At 67.8% G+C, this 21163-nt stretch carries 21 protein-coding genes; 10 read left to right on the top strand and 11 right to left on the bottom strand.

Going from position 1 to position 21163, the window contains the following annotated elements; translation table 11 throughout:
- Window positions 1–19 precede the first annotated feature (19 nt).
- A complete protein-coding gene (locus tag LL239_RS11900; protein ID WP_228163648.1) occupies window positions 20–772 on the bottom strand; it encodes an alpha/beta fold hydrolase in 753 nt (250 codons plus the stop codon).
- A gap of 93 nt (window positions 773–865) precedes the next feature.
- Here LL239_RS11900 and LL239_RS11895 point away from each other — a divergent pair, with 93 nt between their 5' ends.
- Window positions 866–1270 carry a pilus assembly protein CpaE gene (locus LL239_RS11895; protein WP_228163647.1) on the top strand — a complete coding sequence of 135 codons (405 nt, stop codon included), beginning with the start codon at window positions 866–868 and terminating at the stop codon, window positions 1268–1270.
- A 24-nt stretch (window positions 1271–1294) separates the two neighbouring features.
- Here the strand turns inward: LL239_RS11895 and LL239_RS11890 are convergent, their stop codons facing one another.
- Entirely contained in the window at window positions 1295–2500 is a 1206-nt protein-coding gene (locus tag LL239_RS11890; protein ID WP_228163646.1) for an MFS transporter, read from the bottom strand.
- A 386-nt stretch (window positions 2501–2886) separates the two neighbouring features.
- Between LL239_RS11890 and nrdH the strand changes: the two genes are divergently transcribed.
- From nrdH to nrdF, 4 genes are read left to right on the top strand one after another with little or no spacing between them, the layout of a single operon-like run.
- Window positions 2887–3120 (top strand): glutaredoxin-like protein NrdH, encoded by a 234-nt coding sequence (gene nrdH, locus LL239_RS11885; RefSeq protein WP_228163645.1) that lies wholly within the window; start codon window positions 2887–2889, stop codon window positions 3118–3120.
- A 37-nt stretch (window positions 3121–3157) separates the two neighbouring features.
- Window positions 3158–3580 (top strand): class Ib ribonucleoside-diphosphate reductase assembly flavoprotein NrdI, encoded by a 423-nt coding sequence (nrdI, locus tag LL239_RS11880; protein WP_267189206.1) that lies wholly within the window; start codon window positions 3158–3160, stop codon window positions 3578–3580.
- A gap of 11 nt (window positions 3581–3591) precedes the next feature.
- The gene (gene nrdE / locus LL239_RS11875) at window positions 3592–5724 is read left to right on the top strand and encodes a class 1b ribonucleoside-diphosphate reductase subunit alpha (RefSeq protein ID WP_374197632.1); all 2133 of its coding nucleotides are present in this window, start codon (window positions 3592–3594) and stop codon (window positions 5722–5724) included.
- Between the two features lie 32 nt (window positions 5725–5756).
- Complete coding sequence (gene nrdF, locus LL239_RS11870) at window positions 5757–6731, top strand: class 1b ribonucleoside-diphosphate reductase subunit beta (protein ID WP_228163642.1); 975 nt, start codon at window positions 5757–5759, stop codon at window positions 6729–6731.
- A gap of 230 nt (window positions 6732–6961) precedes the next feature.
- On the opposite strand, the gene LL239_RS11865 is transcribed toward nrdF, so the two are convergent.
- Window positions 6962–7564: an RloB family protein gene (locus LL239_RS11865; protein WP_228163641.1), complete on the bottom strand. Its 603-nt coding sequence runs from the start codon at window positions 7562–7564 to the stop codon at window positions 6962–6964.
- Between the two features lie 71 nt (window positions 7565–7635).
- Window positions 7636–8925: an AAA family ATPase gene (locus LL239_RS11860; RefSeq protein ID WP_228163640.1), complete on the bottom strand. Its 1290-nt coding sequence runs from the start codon at window positions 8923–8925 to the stop codon at window positions 7636–7638.
- A gap of 336 nt (window positions 8926–9261) precedes the next feature.
- Here LL239_RS11860 and LL239_RS11855 point away from each other — a divergent pair, with 336 nt between their 5' ends.
- Both LL239_RS11855 and LL239_RS11850 read left to right on the top strand, forming a co-directional pair.
- Window positions 9262–10305 (top strand): ComEC/Rec2 family competence protein, encoded by a 1044-nt coding sequence (locus LL239_RS11855; protein ID WP_228163639.1) that lies wholly within the window; start codon window positions 9262–9264, stop codon window positions 10303–10305.
- The gene (locus LL239_RS11850; RefSeq protein ID WP_228163638.1) at window positions 10299–11042 is read left to right on the top strand and encodes a hypothetical protein; all 744 of its coding nucleotides are present in this window, start codon (window positions 10299–10301) and stop codon (window positions 11040–11042) included. Before LL239_RS11855 ends, LL239_RS11850 begins: the two co-directional genes overlap by 7 nt.
- 146 nt (window positions 11043–11188) lie before the next feature.
- Here the strand turns inward: LL239_RS11850 and LL239_RS11845 are convergent, their stop codons facing one another.
- The 4 genes from LL239_RS11845 to LL239_RS18050 form a co-directional block, all read right to left on the bottom strand.
- A complete protein-coding gene (locus tag LL239_RS11845; RefSeq protein ID WP_228163637.1) occupies window positions 11189–11365 on the bottom strand; it encodes a YegP family protein in 177 nt (58 codons plus the stop codon).
- A 74-nt stretch (window positions 11366–11439) separates the two neighbouring features.
- On the bottom strand, window positions 11440–12366 hold the full coding sequence (locus LL239_RS11840) for a nucleoside hydrolase (RefSeq protein ID WP_228163636.1): 927 nt from the start codon (window positions 12364–12366) through the stop codon (window positions 11440–11442).
- A complete protein-coding gene (locus LL239_RS11835; RefSeq protein ID WP_228163635.1) occupies window positions 12363–13208 on the bottom strand; it encodes a PfkB family carbohydrate kinase in 846 nt (281 codons plus the stop codon). The genes LL239_RS11840 and LL239_RS11835 overlap by 4 nt, the downstream gene beginning before the upstream one ends.
- Before the next feature lie 18 nt (window positions 13209–13226).
- Window positions 13227–14249 carry an FUSC family protein gene (locus LL239_RS18050; RefSeq protein WP_228163634.1) on the bottom strand — a complete coding sequence of 341 codons (1023 nt, stop codon included), beginning with the start codon at window positions 14247–14249 and terminating at the stop codon, window positions 13227–13229.
- 284 nt (window positions 14250–14533) lie between these two features.
- Between LL239_RS18050 and LL239_RS11825 the strand changes: the two genes are divergently transcribed.
- A complete protein-coding gene (locus tag LL239_RS11825; protein WP_228163633.1) occupies window positions 14534–14998 on the top strand; it encodes a DUF3817 domain-containing protein in 465 nt (154 codons plus the stop codon).
- Between the two features lie 471 nt (window positions 14999–15469).
- Here LL239_RS11825 and LL239_RS11820 read toward each other — a convergent pair whose 3' ends face one another.
- Genes LL239_RS11820 through LL239_RS11810 form a run of 3 tightly spaced genes read right to left on the bottom strand, consistent with a single transcriptional unit; the run spans window position 15470 to window position 17520 of the window.
- Window positions 15470–16570, bottom strand: coding sequence for a class I SAM-dependent methyltransferase (locus tag LL239_RS11820; RefSeq protein ID WP_228163632.1), 1101 nt, complete (start codon window positions 16568–16570; stop codon window positions 15470–15472).
- An 11-nt stretch (window positions 16571–16581) separates the two neighbouring features.
- Window positions 16582–16731, bottom strand: a complete 150-nt coding sequence (locus tag LL239_RS11815; protein ID WP_166671746.1) for a hypothetical protein — start codon at window positions 16729–16731, stop codon at window positions 16582–16584.
- Window positions 16732–16755: 24 nt separating this feature from the next.
- Window positions 16756–17520: an EI24 domain-containing protein gene (locus tag LL239_RS11810; RefSeq protein ID WP_228163631.1), complete on the bottom strand. Its 765-nt coding sequence runs from the start codon at window positions 17518–17520 to the stop codon at window positions 16756–16758.
- Between the two features lie 59 nt (window positions 17521–17579).
- Between LL239_RS11810 and LL239_RS11805 the strand changes: the two genes are divergently transcribed.
- Entirely contained in the window at window positions 17580–18413 is an 834-nt protein-coding gene (locus tag LL239_RS11805) for a hypothetical protein (RefSeq protein WP_228163630.1), read from the top strand.
- Between the two features lie 107 nt (window positions 18414–18520).
- Window positions 18521–21049, top strand: a complete 2529-nt coding sequence (locus tag LL239_RS11800) for an ATP-dependent Clp protease ATP-binding subunit (protein ID WP_228163629.1) — start codon at window positions 18521–18523, stop codon at window positions 21047–21049.
- The last annotated feature ends 114 nt before the right edge of the window (window positions 21050–21163 follow it).

The following is a 21163-nucleotide window of genomic DNA, read 5'->3' as shown; positions in this document are numbered from 1 at the left end:
CCGAGTTCGGATGCCGCCCTCAGTCGAGGGCGGCGAGCAGCGCGGCGACCGTCTCGTCGGGACGATCGCGGTGCGGCGAGTGTCCGGCACCGGTCACCACCGTCATGGTGACCGCCGGGTTCTGCAGCACCTCGTCGGCGAGTGCTCCGGTGAAGATCGAGTGCACCGCCGGGTCTGCCCCGATGATGTGCGTCGGCACAGTGAGCGCGACGGCCTCGATGCGCACATCCCACGTCGTGTTCTGCAGGCTCGTCTGCTCGACGGCCCAGCGGCTCGCGCGCTGGGTCGCCCGCGCCTTCAGTTCCACGTCGATGGGATGCCAATCGGGGTGCTGAGCGCGAACAGCGGCGACCGTCGGGTCGGCGAACGCCTGCTCCTGGCTCGCCCGCACGATCTCGCGGTCACCGTCAGCGAGCTGGATCGCCGGGTCGACGAGGACGATGCGGCGCGCCCATGCCGGGTCGCCGGCGGCGGCGAGGGTGACCGCGGCACCGCCGAGCGAGTGACCGACGACGGCGCCCCACGCCTCGCCGTGCGGGGGACGCGTCGCGGCCAGATCGGCGGCGTAGGCGGCGAGCGTGTAGTCGAGTGCGCGCGGCGCGTCGCCGTGGCCGCGCAGGTCTACCGCCACGGCGTGCCATCCGGCATCGGCGAGCGCGGAGCCGAACCGCCACATCAACGCCGCGTCGGAGCCGAGGCCGTGAGCGAGGAGGACGGCAGGACGGTCGGGGGCGCCCCACGCCAGGCGCGGGAGGGTCACGGAAGCGGGCATGCCCCCATTCTGTCGGGTGCGTGCGGGCGCCTCTGCCGGTCACGTGCGTGTGCGGCGGCCCGGCGTCGTCCGCCCCACCGCAGAATGGATGCCATGATCTCGACCGAGATGGCCCTTGCGTTGCGCGAGGCCGGGCTGGTGTGGCATCCGCGCTCGGGTGACCGGTTCCAGTTGAACGAGCCGGAGTTCGAGGCCGACGTCTTCACGGTCAGCGAGATGACCGTCGAGCCGCGGGAGTATCCGACCGGGCGCATCCTCGCGTTCAACGGCACCACGGAATGGGCGCTGGACTCCGTCGCCACCGAGGACGCGCTGTGGCTGCCGTCGGAGGCGCAGCTGCGCGAGATGCTGCGATCGGCGTTCCGGTCGTTGCGCCGACTGTCCGACACGCACGAGGTCGAGATCTCGGTCGGCGGTGTGACGCTCGTGTTCGATCACCCCGAGCCCGCCGACGCCTACGCGCTCGCCGTGCTGGAACTGCTGCGCCGGCTGCACTGAGGCGCACTGCGTCGCTCGTGGCGGTCAGGTGATCGTGTGCACCGGTTCCGTGTCGGGGATCGGGCTCGCGTCGCGGTGGCGTAGGTCGGGGAAGCCGCGGACGAACAGCGCCGACACGAGCAGCCCCGCCGCGGCGAACCCCGCGCCGGCGACGTAGGCGCCCTGCGGGCCGACGCCGTCGACGAGGAAACCGGCCACGGCTGATCCGGCGGCCGCGCCGATGAGCTGACCGGTTCCGATCCAGCCGTACGCTTCCGCGGTTTCGCTGAACCTCACGCTCGCCGACGTCATCGCGAACATCACGGCCAGCGCCGGAGCGATGCCCGCACCCGCGAGGAGCAGCGTCCCGCCGAGCCACCAGGCGTTCAGCGACACGATGGTGAGGCTCAGGCCGACGGTGACGATGGCGAGGCGTCGCGCCATCGCCCACGGCCCGATCGGGATGTGTCCGAAGGCCAGGCCGCCGCTGAGGCTGCCGATGGCGAAGACCGCCAGCACGAGGCCGGCCTCGAGGCCGCCGTGGTCGAACGTGGCCACCACGCCGGCTTCGACGGCCGCGCACGCGCCGATGAGGAGGAACCCCGTGGCGGTCGCGAGGATGACCGGCGGCTTGCGCAGGACCGTCCCGAGCGCGCGACGGCTGCGCGGGATGCGGACACGCCCCACCTCGGGGCTGAGGATGAACCACGCACCACCGCCGAGCAGGATCACCACGATGAGGAGGAGCGCAGGCACCGTGCCCACCTGCGTGGCCACGAGGGTGATGAGCACCGGCGCGAGAACCCAGATGATCTCCTGCAGGGAGGCATCCAGCGAGTACAGCGGCGTCAACTGCGAGGAGTTGACCATCTTCGGGTAGATCGTGCGGACGGCCGACTGGACCGGGGGAGTGGACAGACCGCCGACGAGTCCGAGCGCCATGTACACCGGCAGAGGGACGACGAGCAGGGCGATGGCGGCGATGGCGGCCGCGCACACCAGCAGCGTGACGGTCAGGACGCGCCGCATGCCCCAGCGGCCCATCCACCGGCTGGTGACGGGGCCGGCGATGGCCTGCCCCACGCTCGTGGCGGCCAGGACCAGACCGGCGGCGCCGTAGGAGCCGGTGATGTGCTCGATGTGGAGCAGAACGGCGAGGCTGATCATGCCGTTGGGGAAACGAGCCGTCAGCTGAGCCGCGATGATGCGCCCCACGCCCGGGGTTCTGAGGAGTACGCGGTAGCCGGCCACCGCACCACGCTACCCGGTGCCTCCGACACCGGAGGCGTGGGCGTGGTCGCACCCTGCTGCGACACGCCGCGACACGCCGAAGCCGGATATCCACCCCCTGTGCGATGTCGGAACCCCCGTCTACGGTCCGAACTGTGGACGGATGCCGGAAGGAGGCGCAGATTCCGCGGAACGGCGGGCCTCGACGCGGTCGAAAAAGGTCGGCGACCTGTGGATGAAATCGTGGACAACCTGTGTTGTACATGGGGAGAGCGGTGGAAAATCACATCGATGTAACTACTACCCCTTGTGGTTCCACCCGATGTCCGTCCCCATATGTAGTATTGAGCTCCCGGCCCGCCCCCGAGCGGTCGGACGACGATTTTCCAGGGGAGAGAGAGAACGAAATGGCGATCACGGTCTACACCAAGCCGTCCTGCGTCCAGTGCAACGCGACGTACCGCGCACTCGACTCGAAGGGCATCGAGTACAGCGTGCTCGACGTGACCGAGGACCCCGCGGCCCTCGAGCAGGTCAAGTCGCTCGGGTACCTCCAGGCCCCCGTCGTCATCACCGACGAGGACCACTGGTCGGGCTTCCGCCCCGACAAGATCGACGAGCTGGCCTCGCGCCTGGCCTGATCCCCGACGGGCTCAGAGGGTTCTCGTGAGCGCTGTCATGTCGGAGACCGAGGCTCCGCTGCTTGTCTACTTCTCGAGCTTGTCGGGCAACACCGCACGTTTCATCGAGAAGCTCGGCAAGCGGGCCGTCCGCATCCCCCTGCGACCGACCGATCCGCCGCTCCACGTCGACGAACCCTATGTCCTGGTCACCCCCACCTACGGCGGGGGCGTCGGTCGTGGCGTCGAGAAGGGCGCCGTTCCCAAGCAGGTCATCCGCTTCCTCAACGAGGAGCGCAACCGACGTCACATCCGTGGAGTGATCTCCGCGGGAAACACCAATTTCGGCGACGCCTTCGGGCTCGCCGGAGACGTCATCAGCCGCAAGTGTTCCGTGCCGCACTTGTATCGCATCGAAGTATTCGGCACACCAGAAGACGTCGAGCGCGTCACCGAAGGATTGGAACAGTGGTGGAAGTAGGGCTGAGCGACGTGGACTTCAAGACCGAGGCGCGATTCGAGGGGCTGGATTACCACGCCCTCAACGCGATGCTGAACCTGTACGACGCCGACGGCAAGATCCAGTTCGACGCCGACAAGCGCGCCGCGCGGGAGTACTTCCTGCAGCACGTCAACCAGAACACGGTGTTCTTCCACTCCCTGAAGGAGCGCCTGGACTACCTGGTCGAGAAGGAGTACTACGAGCCCAAGGTGCTCGAGAAGTACTCGCTCGAGTTCATCCAGGAGCTCAACGACCGCGCCTACGGCAAGAAGTTCCGCTTCGAGACCTTCCTCGGCGCCTTCAAGTACTACACGAGCTACACGCTGAAGACCTTCGACGGCAAGCGCTACCTCGAGCGCTTCGAGGACCGTGTCGTCATGACCGCCCTCGCGCTCGCCGACGGCGACCAGCGCCTCGCGGTCCAGCTCGTCGACGAGATCATCTCCGGCCGGTTCCAGCCGGCCACCCCGACGTTCCTCAACGCCGGCAAGGCGCAGCGCGGCGAGCTCGTCTCGTGCTTCCTGCTCCGCATCGAAGACAACATGGAGTCCATCGCCCGCGGCATCAACTCGGCGCTGCAGCTGTCCAAGCGCGGCGGCGGCGTCGCCCTGCTGCTGTCGAACATCCGCGAGTCCGGCGCCCCGATCAAGCAGATCGAGAACCAGTCCTCGGGCATCATCCCCGTGATGAAGCTCCTCGAAGACAGCTTCAGCTACGCCAACCAGCTCGGAGCCCGCCAGGGCGCCGGTGCCGTGTACCTCAACGCGCACCACCCCGACATCCTGCGCTTCCTCGACACCAAGCGTGAGAACGCCGACGAGAAGATCCGCATCAAGACGCTGTCGCTGGGTGTCGTCATCCCCGACGTCACGTTCGAGCTCGCCAAGAACGGCGAGGACATGTACCTCTTCTCGCCGTACGACGTCGAGCGCGTCTACGGAAAGCCGTTCGGCGACATCTCGGTGACCGAGAAGTACCGCGAGATGGTCGACGACCCGCGCATCAAGAAGACGAAGATCAACGCGCGCGAGTTCTTCCAGACCCTCGCCGAGATCCAGTTCGAGTCGGGCTACCCGTACATCATGTTCGAGGACACGGTGAACAAGGCCAACCCGATCAAGGGTCGGATCAACATGTCCAACCTGTGCTCGGAGATCCTGCAGGTCAACACCCCGACGACCTACAACGAAGACCTCTCCTACGCCGAGATCGGCAAGGACATCTCGTGCAACCTCGGGTCGATGAACATCGCGCTGGCGATGGACGGTCGCGACCTGGGCCTCACCGTCGAGACCGCGATCCGCGCCCTCACCGCGGTGAGCGACCAGAGCCACATCGCCTCGGTCCGCTCGATCGAGGACGGCAACGACCGTTCGCACGCGATCGGCCTCGGCCAGATGAACCTGCACGGCTACCTCGCTCGCGAGCACGTGCACTACGGCTCCGAAGAGGGCATCGACTTCACGAACATCTACTTCTACACGGTGCTCTACCACGCACTGCGGGCGTCCAACCGACTCTCGATCGAGCGCGGGACGTCCTTCGACGGCTTCGCCGACTCGACCTACGCGTCGGGCGCGTTCTTCGACAAGTACACCGACCAGGTGTGGGAGCCGCAGACCGCCAAGGTGAAGGAGCTGTTCGCCGGCATCCCGATCCCCACGCAGGACGACTGGCGCGAGCTCAAGGCATCCGTCCAGCAGTACGGCATCTACAACCAGAACCTGCAGGCCGTCCCGCCCACCGGCTCGATCTCGTACATCAACAACTCGACGAGCTCGATCCACCCGATCGCGTCGAAGATCGAGATCCGCAAGGAAGGCAAGCTCGGTCGCGTCTACTACCCGGCGCCGTTCATGACGAACGACAACCTGGAGTACTACCAGGACGCGTACGAGATCGGCTACGAGAAGGTCATCGACACGTACGCCGCTGCCACGCAGCACGTGGACCAGGGCCTGTCGCTGACGCTGTTCTTCAAGGACACCGTCACCACCCGCGACATCAACAAGGCCCAGATCTACGCGTGGAAGAAGGGCATCAAGACGATCTACTACATCCGCCTCCGTCAGCTGGCGCTCGAAGGCACCGACATGACCGAGTGCGTCTCGTGCATGCTCTGATCCGCTGATCACGATTTCTTATTGAGGACACCATGGCTGAGAAGCTGCAGCTGCTGAACCACGTTCAGGCCATCAACTGGAACCGCATCCAGGACGAGAAGGACCTCGAGGTCTGGAACCGTCTCGTGAACAACTTCTGGCTGCCCGAGAAGGTGCCGCTGTCCAACGACATCCAGTCGTGGAACACGCTCACCCTCGACGAGCAGACGTTGACGATGCGCGTGTTCACGGGTCTGACGCTGCTCGACACGATCCAGGGCACCGTCGGCGCGGTCTCGCTGATCCCCGACGCGATCACGCCGCACGAGGAGGCGGTGTACACCAACATCGCGTTCATGGAGTCGGTGCACGCCAAGAGCTACTCGTCCATCTTCTCGACGCTGTGCTCGACGAAGGAGATCGACGAGGCCTTCCGCTGGTCGACCGAGAACGAGTTCCTTCAGAAGAAGGCGCACATCGTCATGGACTACTACCGTGGCGACGACCCGCTCAAGCGCAAGGTCGCCTCGACCCTGCTGGAGTCGTTCCTGTTCTACTCGGGCTTCTACCTGCCGATGCACTGGTCGAGCCGCGCCAAGCTCACCAACACGGCCGACCTGATCCGCCTCATCATCCGCGACGAGGCCGTGCACGGCTACTACATCGGCTACAAGTTCCAGCGTGGGCTGGAGCAGGTCGACCAGGCGCGCCGTGACGAGATCAAGGACTACACGTTCTCGCTGCTGTACGAGCTGTACGACAACGAGGTGCACTACACGCAGAGCCTGTACGACTCGGTGGGCCTGAGCGAGGACGTGAAGAAGTTCCTGCACTACAACGCCAACAAGGCGCTGATGAACCTCGGCTACGAGGCGATGTTCCCGTCGTCGGTGACGAACGTGAACCCGGCGATCCTGTCGGCCCTGTCACCCAACGCCGACGAGAACCACGACTTCTTCAGCGGGTCGGGTTCCTCGTACGTCATCGGCAAGGCCGAGGCGACGGAGGATGACGACTGGGACTTCTGATCCGGTTGTGACGAGAGGCCCCGCGCGAGTGATCGCGCGGGGCCCTTCGCATTATGCTAGGACGTTCTGATCGATTTTCGCGTGACATCCGATGGCTCCAACAGATATCGCAGCCTGGTTCGATCGCGCAAATGACCGACCTCGTCGCTATAAGGCTGTGTGGTCACAGATTGCGAAGCCATTTTGGGTCGGGCGCGGCTTTTTCCTCGGTTGCAGTTGTTGTCACTCGTTTAGAGCATTAAATCTTCTTCGGTTCGTGCAAGGGCGGCGCCTCGAACTATCTCGTCTATCAAGATGTGGACGTCGGAGCTGGGATTGTTTTGCGGATTCGTTCTTCCTTCCCTGGAATGCATCGTGTCGGTGAGCACGGCTCGATCTCGGGCCTTGTTGAACTGGCCAGTCAATGCGTGAGTCTGGATGCTCTTGGGGATCGAGGCTTGAACTATCCCGCATCTTTCCGCCCATCTGAAGGCCTCGACACGACTGAGATGTAAGTCAGCATCGACCTTGTGCCAGAGCAGCCAGATCTCGAAACTGGGATTCGAAACCGCACAGCGAATATCGTTCCGCTCAGCGAGTAGGAGTGCGGCCGCGATGCGGTCGACGAACCCGTCCACGTCCAACATTACCCAAACGGTATCGAAGACGTTGCGGGTGTCGTTCGCGGATCTCGCGTCGCGATTCTCTTTGTCGCGTAGTCGAATTGCTTCGCGGACCAGTGAGACCGGGTCCGTTCCAGACGGCGCAATCTCGACCCTCAAACCGGGGGTCCGAAGTTTCGCCGCGACATAGGCTAAATATGCCGCTTCTAGGACGCGTCCGCCACAGACCACGAGGATCCTACGATGCGGCCGGCGCGCGGATCGCGAATGCGACCTCCCGCCACGCGGCGAGCGGGCTCCCACTAGTCGCCGGAGGTGACGAGGGCGAGGAAGGTGTTGGCGATGGACAGGTTGGGCAGTCCTCCGAATCGGCCCGTCATGTATCCGCGCTCCAGGTTTTCTTCCTTGCGTGGGGTTCCGTATTCGGTTAGTGGGTACAGACTAGTGGCACCGGTATGCGACTTTTCCGCAACCCAAACCGACTCCCGGTCGATAGGCGTACCGGCGCCCAATAGTGACACATCGTGAGTTGTGAATATCAGTTGAGCTTGATGCACGTTGATTCGCGGGTCCGTAAAGACTGCCACCAGTTCGCGCACTAGCAGTGGATGGAGGCTCGTGTCTATCTCATCGACAACGCACACCGTGCCTTGCTCGAGTGCTCGGTAGGTCAACGAGCCGAAAGATAGAAGTGCGTGTGTACCGTCAGATTCGGCGTCAAAGGGGAGGTCCACGTCCATGTCCTCCCCGCGATGGCGGAGGACTATTTCCGACTCGATGGTGCGGAGGATTTCGTCGATGTTGTTGAGCTCATTCTGCGCTTCTAGAAGCTTCCGAATTCGCGCACGTTCTTCAGAGGGTAGCTCGTGGCGCTTTACATCGAGGCCGACCACGCCCAGGCCGGCCGACTCCATCAAAGCGGTCATGTGCGCACGATAACCCGGATCCTCGCTCATCCTCTGCTTCACATGGTGATGCTCTGCTCTGTAGTCGGTGGCGGCATAAACCGCAAGTGTCTCGGTGATCCAAGCGTGCGCTGCCTCGGTTGCGTCGAGGCCCGCAGCCGCCGCGGCAGAAAGGAACAACGCATTTGGACGGGTGGTGCCGCGCAGCAGGGAGGCTGGGCCTCTGAACGAGTCGCCGAACTTGTAGTCATCCAGTTCGCGTTCGAAGAGTACGCTTCGGCGGCGAGTCCGGAACACATGAAGGTACTCGCTCACCACTCTTTCGTCGTCAATCGCGAAGCCATACCGGTACTCCAGACCATCTCCGGCCACGAACTCGACATCGACCTCGGTCGGCTGATTCGAATGTGCACGGTCGAGTCGGAAGGGCTCGCGTCGTCCGGTCCCCCCCCGGGGCTTCCAGCTGGCGTAGCTGTTCTCCACGGCTGAGATGAGATAGCCGACCGCGTCGATGAGCGACGTCTTGCCAGCGGCGTTGCCGCCGTAGATGACGCTAACCGGAAGTATGTCCGGGCGGCGCCACCCTGCCTCCCGGGCCTCCCTCGTCCCGCGAGCTGACCTGTCAAGGGTCAGGCTCTGTCGGTCACGGATCGAACGGAAGTTGGCGACGGTGAAATCTATCAACACGATGGCTCCTTGGAGGCCGTGGGGGTGTCCTCGATCCAATCTTTGCAGAAAACTAGCGATTTCTTTACCTACGGCGGACAAACAGCCGGTTTCGAGGCGGTTTTCGCGCTAAAATTGCATTTAGCGAGCTCAAACCGACCACAAGTCGCGGAGTGACCGCAGATGCAGAGACCCCGACCTACCGGCGGCGGTTGAGCACCTCGGTAGATCGGGGTTGATGTCTTGGTGGACACCTCAACTCTAGACGGGGAACGTGTGCCCCGTGCCTGGGCGAGTCCAGGTTCGACCCGCTCAAGGACGCACGTGCGAGCGAACGTACCGAACTAGAGGAGAAAAATGTACGAAGTGGACTTCCTGCCGGTGGAGGCAGAAGAAGGTGGCTCTACCAAGAGCGGTGACGCCATCTGTATGAGGATCACCACGCCGAGTCGCGACGAGCCTGTCGTTGTTGTGATCGACGGTGGATTCGGCGCGGTCGGTGAGGACCTGGCAGCGCACATCGAACAGTACTACGGCACCAAGCGAGTGGACCTGGTCATCTCGACCCATCCGGATGGTGACCACATCAACGGGCTCGTGAAGGTCCTCGAGAACTGCGAGGTCGGTGAGCTGATGATGCACCTGCCGTGGAAGTACAACCGTCAGGCGGCGGAAATCTCGAACTTCGAGAGGATCGTGGAGTTGTACGACCTGGCGGTGAGGAAGAGCATTCCTATCACCGAGCCGTTTACCGGGGTCGTCCGGTTCGATGGAGCCGTGCGCGTTCTGGGCCCGACGGTGGCCTTCTACGAAGAGCAACTGGCCGGAGACGTGTCCGCGGTCACCGGGGCCGTCGAACTGTCCGCTCGGGGCTCGTTCGGCTCGCAGATGCTCGCCACAGGAAAGAAGGTCCTTGAGCGCGTGCTCAGCGCGTTCCCCGTCGAAACGCTCTCCGACGCTGACGAGACGTCTGCCCGCAACAAGGGGTCTGTGATCACCCTCGTTCAGGCGGACGGGAAGCGGCTCCTGTTCACTGGAGATGCGGGTATCCCGTCGCTCGATCACGCAGCAGATGAGTACGAGCGGATCGTCGGCACCTTCTCGGACTATCCGCTTGACCTGTTGCAGGCACCTCACCACGGAAGCCACCGCAATGTGGGGCCTACCGTGCTGAACCGCATTCTGGGACGCAAAGGGGAGGCATACGGCAGCACGTTGGCCGTCATCAGCAGCGCGAAACTGTCCGAGAAACACCCTTCGCCCAAGGTCACCAACGCGCTCGGGCGACGAGGTGCCACTGTAAATGTGACTGAAGGAACCACTCTCTGCTACGGAGCTACTAACCGCGCGGGCTGGGGACCCGCTACGCCCGTCCCCCCTCTTGAGGAGGGCGAATGGTAGGTGGGCACTTCGACTCGTACACGCTGAAGGCCCGCTGGCTTCCCGCAGCCCTCGTCACCGTGCCCGTGCTCATGCTTATGCTCAGCACCATCGAACTCAGCGCGCTTCTCGGGTCCGTGGGGCCGGCGACAGCTTCTTTGCTCTTTGGCGTTGTAGCGAGCGAAATCGCGAGGTCTCGTGGGCGGAAGATCGAGCGCGAGCTCGCGGGGCAGTGGGGCGGGATGCCAACAACGCGCGCGTTGCGGGCGGTGGCGGGCGCCGACACTGAGGTGCGTCGTCGCCGACTTCAGCTGGAGGCCTTCACCGGGCGTAAACTCCCCGGATTCGCCGAGCAGGAGGCTGACCCGCGTGGTGCAGACGAGGCAATTGCCCAGGCTGTGCGAACAGCCCTCGCCCTGCTGCGAAGCGCGGCGGAAGCTGGAACGGACCTGCTGCAGAGCGAAAACACGAGCTATGGGTTCCGGCGAAACCTCTTCGCGCTAAAGCCATTTGGGCTGGTCGTGTCTGCCGTGGCGTTGGGTATTGCTGTGAGCGTGGCATGTGTCGGCTTGCTCAGTTGGCTTGTGGTCGTGCCTATTCTGCTCGTCCAGGTGCTCGTGACTGCACTGTGGGTGTTGGTAGCCCGGCAGAGCTGGGTGCGGGAGCAAGCAGAGGTCTTCGCAGATCGCTTCTTCACTGTCCTTGATGCCGCGACAACGCTTGCCGCTCCGGTGGCAGCCAAGCCGGGCAGAAGCTGACGGACACAATGTCATCGAGGGCTCGGGTTCGTCGTACGTCATCGGCAAGGCCGAGGCCACCGAGGACGACGACTGGGACTTCTGATCCGGTTGTGATGACGGGCCCCGCGCGAGTGACCGCGCGGGGCCCGTCGTCGTTCCGCCGCTCAGGTTAGGTCAACCGTCTCCGAGTCGGCATTCGCCTTCACCGACGCGATGCCGTTCTGCGCGGATGCCTTGGACTCGTAGGCCTCGCTGGACGCGATGACCTGACCGTTCGGGGCCTTCAGCCGGAAGCGGTACTTGCCCGCCTTGTCGGTGTACAGCTCGTACTTGCCTGCCATGGTTCCTCCCCCGTTGGAGTTCCTGTGAACGGGGACATCATGGCCTCACAGGGCAGCGGGTCGCAATGCTGGCGTCAGCCCGGCCACTCCCGCTCCTCGAGCCGCCCGAGCAGCACCTCGACGGCCGAACCCTCCATCCCGCGCACCCACCGCTGCGTCGAGGACGCGCGCGACGACACCGTACGGCCGCGCTCGCCGCCGGTGAGCCGCACCTCGACTTGCCCGGAGGCGACGCTCACGCCGCGCAAGGCGCCCGCCGCGACCATCGCGGCGAGAGGGTCATGCAGCGCGCAGCGGCGGTCGGGGAAGACACGGCTCTCGTAGAAGTCGAGGTACGCCGGCAGCATCGCGGCCAGCGCCTGGGGGACGGCTCCCGGGATCGCTTCGAGCCGCACGAGGTCGGTGGCATCCAGGGTCTGCGTCATCGTGACGTCGAGGGGGACGAGGGTGGCGTCCCAGTCCTGCGCGAACACGACGGCGGCGGACTCGGGGTCGTTGTGGATGTTCGCCTCGGCCCAGGCGGTCACGTTGCCCGAGTGACCGAAGGCCCCGCCCATGACGACGAGCCGGTCGAACGACGCGACGCCCGGTGCCTCGGCATAGGCGGCGAGGTTCGTCAGCGGGCCGAGCGCCAGGACGGTGAGATCCGGATGCCGGCGGGCGAGGTGGTCGATGAGCTCGACGGCGGCGCGGGTATCGGGCTCGCGCGACGCGGCGGCCAGCCCGATCCCGCCCACGCCGTCCTCGCCGTGCACGTGCGGCGCTCCGCCGGCGTAGTCGCGCCCGCGGAAGTGGTGCGCACCGATGGCGACGGGGATGTCGTGAACCCCGGCGAGCTGGAACAGCGACAGCGTGTTGGCTGCGGCGCGGTCGGCATCCGTGTTCCCGGAGACCGTCGTCACGCCGACGATCTCGACCGCGGGCTCGGCGACGAGGTACGCCAGCGCGAGGGCGTCGTCGATGCCGGTGTCGCAGTCGACGAGGATCGGGCGCCGGGTCATGCCGAAGCCTCGTAGGCGTCGAGGGGCTGAAGGGCGGGCTGCGACGCGTCGTCCGCGACGGCGGCGGCTCCGACGGCGCAGGCGCGTGCGAGCGCGACGTCCTCGGCGTCGCCGCGCAGCAGGCCCACGACGAGCGCGGCGCAGAACGCATCGCCCGCACCGACCGTGTTGCGCACCGTCGTGGCGACGCCCGCGGCGAAGGCGAGTAGCTCGCCGTGCCGGTACAGGCGGGCGCCCTCTGCCCCGAGCGTCACGCAGAGCAGGGGAGCGTCGTGCGCCTCGGGAAGCTGGGCGTACTCCGTCTCGTTCACGATGACGAGGTCGGCGCGCTCGAGCACACCCGGCGGGAGCGGACGCGCGGGGGCGGCGTTGAGGGCGAAGAACCCGGCGGCTTCCGCGGCGGCCGAGACCACGGCATCCGACACCTCCAACTGCGCGAGCACCGCGGAGCCGGGGGTGATCCCGAGGGCGTCAGCGTCGATCTCGGCGTTCGCTCCGGCGCACACGACGATCGAGTTCTCGCCGGTGGCGTCGACGACGATGAGGGCGGTACCGGTGGCGGCGTCCGACGTCTGCACCGTCGATGCGTCGACGCCGACGGATGCCAGCTGCTCGCGGACACCGCGCCCGTCGAGGTCGTCTCCCACCGCGCCCACCAGGCGCACCTCGGCCCCGAGACGCGCGGCCGCAACGGCCTGATTCGCGCCCTTGCCGCCCGGCCCGCGCTGCAGGACACCGTCCGCGACGGTCTCGCCCGGCCCGGGGGCGCGATGCACGCGGGCGGTCAGATCGACGTTGATCGCGCCGACGACGGTGAGGGCGACTCGGGTGGGCTCCGGCATCACGGGTCTCCTTCGGGTTCAGGCGGGGGAGCGGCGCCGCAACGCCGCCGAGACGATCGCCACGACCGTGCCGACGGCGACACCGATCACGGTCTCGAGGACGCGATCGCGCAGCAGCATGTCGGGCGCCGCGGGCGAGGCGAGCGAGATCATCAGTAGGGCGAGCGGTGTGATGAACAGCATCGCGATGCCGTAGTTGCGCCCGACGAACAATTCGGCGCCGACCTGCATCACGACTGCGACGATCACGACAGCCCACGGCGGCAGCTGCAGGGCCAGCAGCCCCGCGGCGATGAGCACACCCACGAGCGTTCCGACGAGGCGCTGCATACCGCGGATCAGCCGCGCGGTGACGTGGGCTCCGCCGACCGCCGCGACCGCACCGACCATCGCCCAGTACCAGTGGGTGCCGACCAGCAGTGCCCCCGCGACGCCCGCGAGGAGCGCGGCGACGCCGACGGTCGCCGTCATCTCCCACGCGACGGCTCCGATCGGCGGCGACTGACGCGTCGGCATCCGCCACGAGCCCCGCCGCGCGAGGACGAACACGGTCGTGACGAGCAGGCTCCACAGCACACTGCTCAGCCCGACCAGCAGCGCGAGAGAGAACGTCGCGGCCGCGGCGGGGAAGCTCGCGCAGGCACCGGCCGCGAACACCGCGAAGAGGGCGCCGGGCGGATGCCATTGCGCACGGTAGGCGGCAAGCGTCACCGCGGCGGCGAGCGCGGCGATGACGACCACGCTCGCCAGGGCTGGCGACGCCAGCGCCGACAACAGCGTGCCCAAGAGCATCGACAACACGAGGATGCCACCGGCCGTCGCCTGCATCCGGACGCGCGTCCGCGGCGGATCGAGGCGTCCGTACAGCGCGGCGAAGGCGCCGAACGAGGCGTACACGCTGAGGTCCAGTCGATCGATCAGCAGAAGCACGAGCAGCGGGATGCCGACGCTGAGCGCGGCTCGGGCCGCGACCCGGTGGGCTCCGCCGTGCGGGCCGATGCGGATGACCCCGGTCCAGACACGTCCCCGGGATTCCGCCACCCCTTCAGCCTACGTCGAGTGCTCGCCGGTTCATGCCGCCGCTGTCGTCGAGGAGGTGTGGTGGGCTAGGACCATGGATGCCGATCGCGCGAAGCCGCCCATCGAACCCGGCCCCGAGCCCGACACCTCGACCGCGGCGGAGGGGGAGAACTCCGACCCGTCCCTCGACCACGACGACGAGCCCATCGAGTGACGCGGGGCTGCCTCGACATCGAAGAGTGCGGCCGGTGAGGAGCGCGGTGCTTCTCTAGGGTGGAAAGCCCCGCACCCGAACGAGGAGAGACGTGTTCCGCACGCCCCTGACCCTGTTTCGTACGCTCGCGATCGCCGAGGCGATCTCGTGGACCCTGCTCATTGCCGGACTCGTCCTGCGGGCCACCGCCGACCTGTCGATCGCGGTGACGGTCGGGGGTGGCATCCACGGGTTCGTGTTCCTCGCCTACGGCGCGACGGCGGTGCTCGTCGCGCTGAATCAACGGTGGGGGCTCGGTCCCACGGCCGTCGCCGTCGTCAGTGCCGTCATCCCGTATGCCACGATCCCGACCGAGATGTGGCTCCAGCGCACCGGCCGGTTGCGCGGCGCATGGCGGCTCGACGCCGGCGACGACCCGCGCGATCAGCGGCCCCTCGACCGCGCGCTGCGGTTCTTCCTGCGGCGGCCGTGGGTGCTCGGCATCCTGATCCTGCTCGCGGTCGCGCTCATCTTCGTGGTGCTGCTGGTCGTCGGCCCGCCGGGTGGCAAGGGCTGACGATCGGGGAGCATGTCCCAGAAGTGGCTGCCTGGGGTTGCTCCTGAGGACCATTTGTGGGACATGCGCCGGCAGAAGTGAGACGAGGGTGCGTGGGTGGGTGTCGGGGTGAGGGATGTGTCCCAGAAGTGGCTGCCTGTGGTTGCTCGTGAGGACCATTTGTGGGACATGCGCCGGCAGAAGTGGGACGAGGGGCGTCAGGTGGGTGCCGGGGTGAGGGGTATGTCCCAGAAGTGGCTGCCCGTGGTTGCCCGTGAGCACCATTTGTGGGACATGCGCCGGCAGAAGTGGGACGGGGGTGCGTGGGTGGGTGTCGGGGTGAGGGGTGTGTCCCAGAAGTGGCTGCCTGTGGTTGCTCGGGAGGACCATTTGTGGGACATGCGCCGGCAGAAGTGGGACGAGGGGCGTCAGAAGTGGGACGAGGGGTGCAGCGCGGGACCGACTGCAGTGCACCGCCGATCAGGGTGACGCTCAGCGCCGCATCGACGCGGTGACCGTGAACTTGCGGTCGCGGGCGATCTGACGCGTCGGGCCGACGAGGCGCTCGAGCGCCGGGCGGTACTGCAGCGCGGAGTTCCACACGGTCCACAGCTCCCCGTCGGGCGCGAGAACTCGGGCCGCGTCGGCGAACATGCGCGGCGCCATGCCCTCGGTGATCGCGCCGCCCGTGTGGAACGGGGGATTCAGGGCGATGAGCGCGGCGCTGGCGTCCGGTCGCGAGGAGAGCAGGTCGTCGCGGATCACGTCGACCCGGTCGGCGACGCCGTTCGCCCGGGCGGTTGCGCGCGCGGACGCCACTGCGACGGCGGACCGGTCGGTTGCCACGATCCGGACCGAGGGATGCCGCGTCGCCCACGCCGCGGCCACCACCCCGGTGCCGCACGCAAAGTCGATGGCACCGTCGGTCGGGTCGGGGAGGTGCGCGAGCAGGAGCCGCGTGCCGATGTCGATCGACGCTCCCGCAAAGGCACCGCCGAAGGCCCGGACCTCGAGGCCGTCGACCGTCGCGGCCTCGGGCTGCGGGTCGGCGCCGTCGTGGGGTCCGCGGGCGACGAGCACCCGCGACTTCTGCCGTGCGTGCGTGACATCGACGCGGGCGAAGCGTGCGCGAAGGACGTCGTTCATCGCGACGGTCATGTGCTTGATGCGGCCGCCGGCGAACACCACCACGTCGGGGTGCGCGTGCGCGGCGATGAGCCCGGCGATGTCATCGAGTGCGCGCAGAGCGCGGGGGAGACGCAGCAGGACGACGCGCGCGTCGCGGACGAGGTCGGCATCCAGGTCGTGAGGCACGAAAGTGCCGGCGAGCTCGGCACGGTCGGCGTTGGCGATGAGCGCGCGCTGGCCGGTGAGGGAGTCCTGGTGGACTCGGATGCCACGTGCCCCAGCCGTGGCGGCGCCGAGCGTCAATGCTCCGTAGGCGTCGTCGATGACGACGAGGCCGCCCGCGGGAACGTCAGCCCGGGCGACCTCGGACTCGTCGAGGATCAGGCGGTCGGCGGCATCCGCCGCCACCAGGTCGGGACCCTCGAGGTCGGGCCAGCGGCGGAGATCGTCGAGCGAGAAGGGCACCGAGTGGGGGATCAGCGGGTGCCGAAGTGGAAGGGCAACGCGAGGGAGGCGGCGACCAGCAGGATGCCGAGGGCGAAGAACAGCGCCGGCGCGGCGAGCGAGAAGGAAAGGCCGGTGAGCAGCATGCCGCCGACGAACAGGATGAGCGAGACGATGAACATGGGGATCCCTTCGGTCGCTCCAGGTTAGCGTGCCGCGCCGGGCGCCCGGTCCGCGTCGGCGTCCGTCTCGCGCAGGGCGGAATGCGTCCACAACGTGCTCCCGGCCACCGCGGCGGGCATGACCGCGACCGCTCCGAGCGGAATCAGGAAGCACAGCTGCGTCGCGACGCCGAAGCCGAGAGCGCGGGCGCGGTTCTCGCGCAGCACGGCGCGGCGGGCGCGGCGGTCCAGACCCCGCGCGGACAACGCGCGCGAGGTCAGCTCGTCGGCGAGCAGCCATCCCGTCAGCAGCAGGCCCACGACGAAGCCGAGCACGCCGCCGACGAACGGGATGAGGCCGAGCAGCCACGCGGCGACGGCGGCGAGCGCGCCCCGGGCGATGAGGCGGACGGCGTCCCCCGCGGCGCGCCAGAAGCCGTAGTCGGCCTCGGGGATCCGACCCGTGGCGCTCCGTTCGGTCGCCCGCCAGATGCGGTCGTAGAACGGCTCGCCGACGGCGAGGGTGACCGCCGTGAAGGAGACGATCGCGAGGAACGCGACCGCCCCGAAGGACGCCACGCCGATCGCCGTGCGCAGGACCGTCGCCCACAGCGGATCCCAGTCGTTCGCGAACGGGGTCCAGTCGTCGACGACGTTGCTCAAGAGCACCGCCCAGCCGACCAAGGCCGCGCCGAAGACGAGTCCGACGAGGAATCCGGGGATCAGCCCGAGCGCCATCGCGCCGGGGGAACGGCGCCACTGGCCGAGGCCGCGGAGGAGCATCCGGGCGCCGTGCAGGAACTCACGCATCACGGAATTGTCGCAGAGCGGCGCTCGGCAACGTCGGAGGGCGCTGCCAGGATGTGCGCATGCGCATCCGCACCACCTCGACGCAGCGCACCTACCGGTACGTCCGGCTGACGATCCTCGGCGCGACGCTGCTCCTGGCCGTCGCGGTCGGGGTGCAGTCGATCGTCGGCGGGCCGCTGCCCTCGCTCAGCGCGGCGTACTACACGCCGGCGGGACCGATGTTCGTCGCGGGACTCTTCGTGGTCGCGGCGGCGTTCGTCGCGCTGTCCGGGCACAGCATCGAACAGGTGCTGCTCGATGTCGCTGCGGTGCTGGCTCTCGTCATCGCCGTCATCCCCACGACCGTCACGGCGGACGTGTGCGGCGTGGCGGGACAATGCGTCCCGCCGGCGGTCTTACCCATTGTGGTCAACAACGGCATCGCGGTGGCATCCGTCGTCCTCGTCGGACTCGTCGCGGCAGTAGTGCTGTCGATCATGCAGGGGACGCTGACCCGCGGGGTCGTCGTCACCGCCGTCGCGGTCGCGGTCGTCGCGGGCGGTCTGGCGGGGTGGGCCGTCCTCGTCCCCTCAGGCTTCCTCACGTTCGCGCACAACACCGCCGCGGTGGGGTTCTTCCTCCTCGTCGGCGCGGTGGCGGCGCTCGCGGCGTGGCGGCCGCAGCGCACTCCGCGCCGGTTCGGGCCGGCGTACGCGGCGGTGGCGATCGGCATCCTGATCGTGCTCGCCGGGCTCGGCGCGATGCTGGTGCTGGCCCTCGGGGGAACGGATGTCACGCGGTCCGTGCCGTGGATCTTCCTCGGTGAGTCCGCGGCGCTCGTGCTGTTCGCGGTGTTCTGGGTCCTGCAGACCGTGGAGTTGTGGAACGAGCCGGATCCGCGGCTGCGGGCGTGACGGATGATCGCCGGGAATATCCTCGGAACCCCGTCGTTGAACTTGATACGCAGCCACTCAAGTCGCAAACTTGAGTCGACTCCACTCACGTATCACAGGAGACGGAATTGCCCGAAGATGTCACCCCCGGCGCCGGGGACAACGGCGCCCAGTCCTTCGACGAGTTCCTCGCGCGCTACCTCGCCGGTGAGCGGGCCCGCGCCGAACGCTCGATCGACCTCAGCCGGTTCCTGAGCGCCCGCACGCAAGAGGCGCTGCAGGACGCCGGTCGCTACGCCCTCGGCCGCGGCCAGCGGGAGCTCGACGCGCTGCACGTCCTGCACGTGCTCGTCCGGCAGTCGCCCGCGCGCGAGGCCGTCGCACGGCTCGGGGCCGACCCCGCCGCGATCGCCCGCGCCGCCGAGAGCCGCCTGCCGGCCGCCGGTCCCGCCGCCGACGTCGACGGAGCCGTCGTGGCGGGATCGGTCCAGCGTGCGCTCTTCCACGCCTTCCAGGTCGCCCGGGCCGCCGGGTCCACCTACGTCGACCCCGACCACCTGTTTTTCGCGCTCGTTCTGGCGCAGGATGCCCCGGCCGGGCAGATCCTCGCGCAGGCCGGCGTGACCGCCGAGGCCCTGACGCAGGGCGTGCGGGAGACCGTCGTCGGGGGCGAGCAGACCCCCGCGCCCGAGCAGACGGCATCCGCGACCCCGAACCTCGATCGTTTCGGCACCGACCTCACCGCGCTGGCGCGGGAGGGACGCCTCGACCCGGTCATCGGTCGCGCCGACGAGATCGAGCAGACGATCGAGATCCTCAGCCGCCGCACGAAGAACAACCCCGTGCTCATCGGCGAGGCCGGGGTCGGCAAGACCGCCGTCGTCGAGGGCCTCGCTCGCGCGATCGTCGAGGACAGTGTGCCCGAGCAGCTGCGCGACACGCGCGTGGTCTCGATCGACCTGGCCGCGATGCTCTCCGGCGCCCGCTACCGCGGCGACTTCGAGGAGCGTCTCACCCAGACCATGGACGAGATCGCGGCGCAGTCCGGCAAGCTCGTCGTGTTCATCGACGAGGTGCACACGATCGTGGGCGCCGGAGCCGGTGGCGAGGGCGCGATGGATGCCGGGAACATCCTGAAGCCGCGCCTGGCCCGGGGCGAAGTGCACCTCATCGGTGCGACGACCCTCAAGGAATACCGCACGATCGAGAAGGACCCCGCCCTGGAGCGCCGTCTGCAGCCCGTGCGCGTCGGTGAGCCGTCGATCACGGATGCCATCGAGATCCTCCGCGGCCTGCGTGCGGCGTACGAGGACCACCACGCCGTCACGTACACCGACGACGCCCTGCGCGCCGCCGTGGAACTCGGCGACCGGTACCTGCCCGACCGCGTGCTGCCGGACAAGGCGATCGACCTGATCGACCAGGCCGGTGCCCGGCTGCGTCTGCGGCTGGGGTCCACGGTGGACGTGCCCGCCCTCGTGGAGCGTCTGGCAACCCTCGAGGCCGACAAGAACGCCGCCGTCTCGGCCGAGCACTACGAGGAGGCCTCCCGCATCCGCGACGAGATCGCCGACGTGCAGGCCCGGCTCGAGAACGCGACGGCCGGCCCGCGTCCCGACGCGGTGGTCGACGAGCCCGAGATCGCCGCCATGATCAGCCGGGCCACCGGCATCCCGGTATCGCGCCTGACCGCGTCCGAGCGCGGACGCCTCGCCCACCTGGAGGACGACCTGCACGCGCGGGTCATCGGCCAGGATGCCGCGGTCACCGCGGTGGCCAAGGCCGTGCGCCGCAACCGCACGGGCATGGGCGACGAGGGTCGACCGGTCGGATCGTTCCTGTTCCTCGGCCCCACCGGCGTGGGCAAGACCGAGTTGGCCAAGGCGCTCGCCGGGTCGCTGTTCGACGACGACTCCGCGGTGATCCGCTTCGACATGAGCGAGTTCGGCGAACGGCACACCGTGTCGCGCCTCATCGGTGCCCCTCCGGGATACGTCGGCTACGACGAGGCCGGACAGCTCACCGAGCGCGTACGTCGCAACCCCTACTCCGTCGTGCTGTTCGACGAGATCGAGAAGGCCCACCCCGACGTCTTCACGCTGCTGCTGCAGGTGCTCGACGACGGGCGCCTGACCGACGGACAGGGGCGCACGGTCGACTTCCGCAACGCCGTCATCGTGATGACCTCGAACCTTGGCAGCGAGTACCTGGCATCCCGCTCCGGGGCCATCGGGTTCACCACGACCGGGCGCGAGTTCGACGACGCCGACCTGCGCGACCGCGTCATGGGCAAGCTCCGCGAGGCGATGCGGCCCGAGTTCCTCAACCGCATCGACGACATCGTGATGTTCCGCAAGCTCGAGAAGGAGCAGCTGCGCGACATCGTCCGGCTGCTGCTCGAGCGCACCTCGAAGCGGCTGGCGTCGCGCGAGGTGACGCTCGAGATCACGGATGCCGCGGTCGACCGCCTCGCCGAGGTCGGGTACGAGCCCGAGTACGGTGCCCGGCCGCTGCGCCGGGTCATCCAGCGCGAGATCGACGACCGCATCGCCGATCTGTTCGTCGCGGGCGACCTCGTCGACGGCGGAGCGGTGACGGTGGATGCCACGGACTCCGGGTTCGTGGTGCGGGTGGCCGTCGAGGTGCTCGCCGCCTGACACGTCGGGGAGCCGCCCCCGGGACCTTCGGGTCCCGGGGGCGTTCTGCTGTCCCGGGCGGCGTGCGGCGCGTGCCGAACTCCGGAGTGTTTCCTCCGTTCGCGGCCGTGGTGA

It is taken from the genome of Microbacterium testaceum (assembly GCF_020781835.1).
GTDB lineage: Bacteria > Actinomycetota > Actinomycetes > Actinomycetales > Microbacteriaceae > Microbacterium > Microbacterium testaceum_H.
The sequence above is the reverse complement of the archived record's forward strand: the minus strand, read 5'-3'. Positions and strand labels throughout refer to the sequence as shown.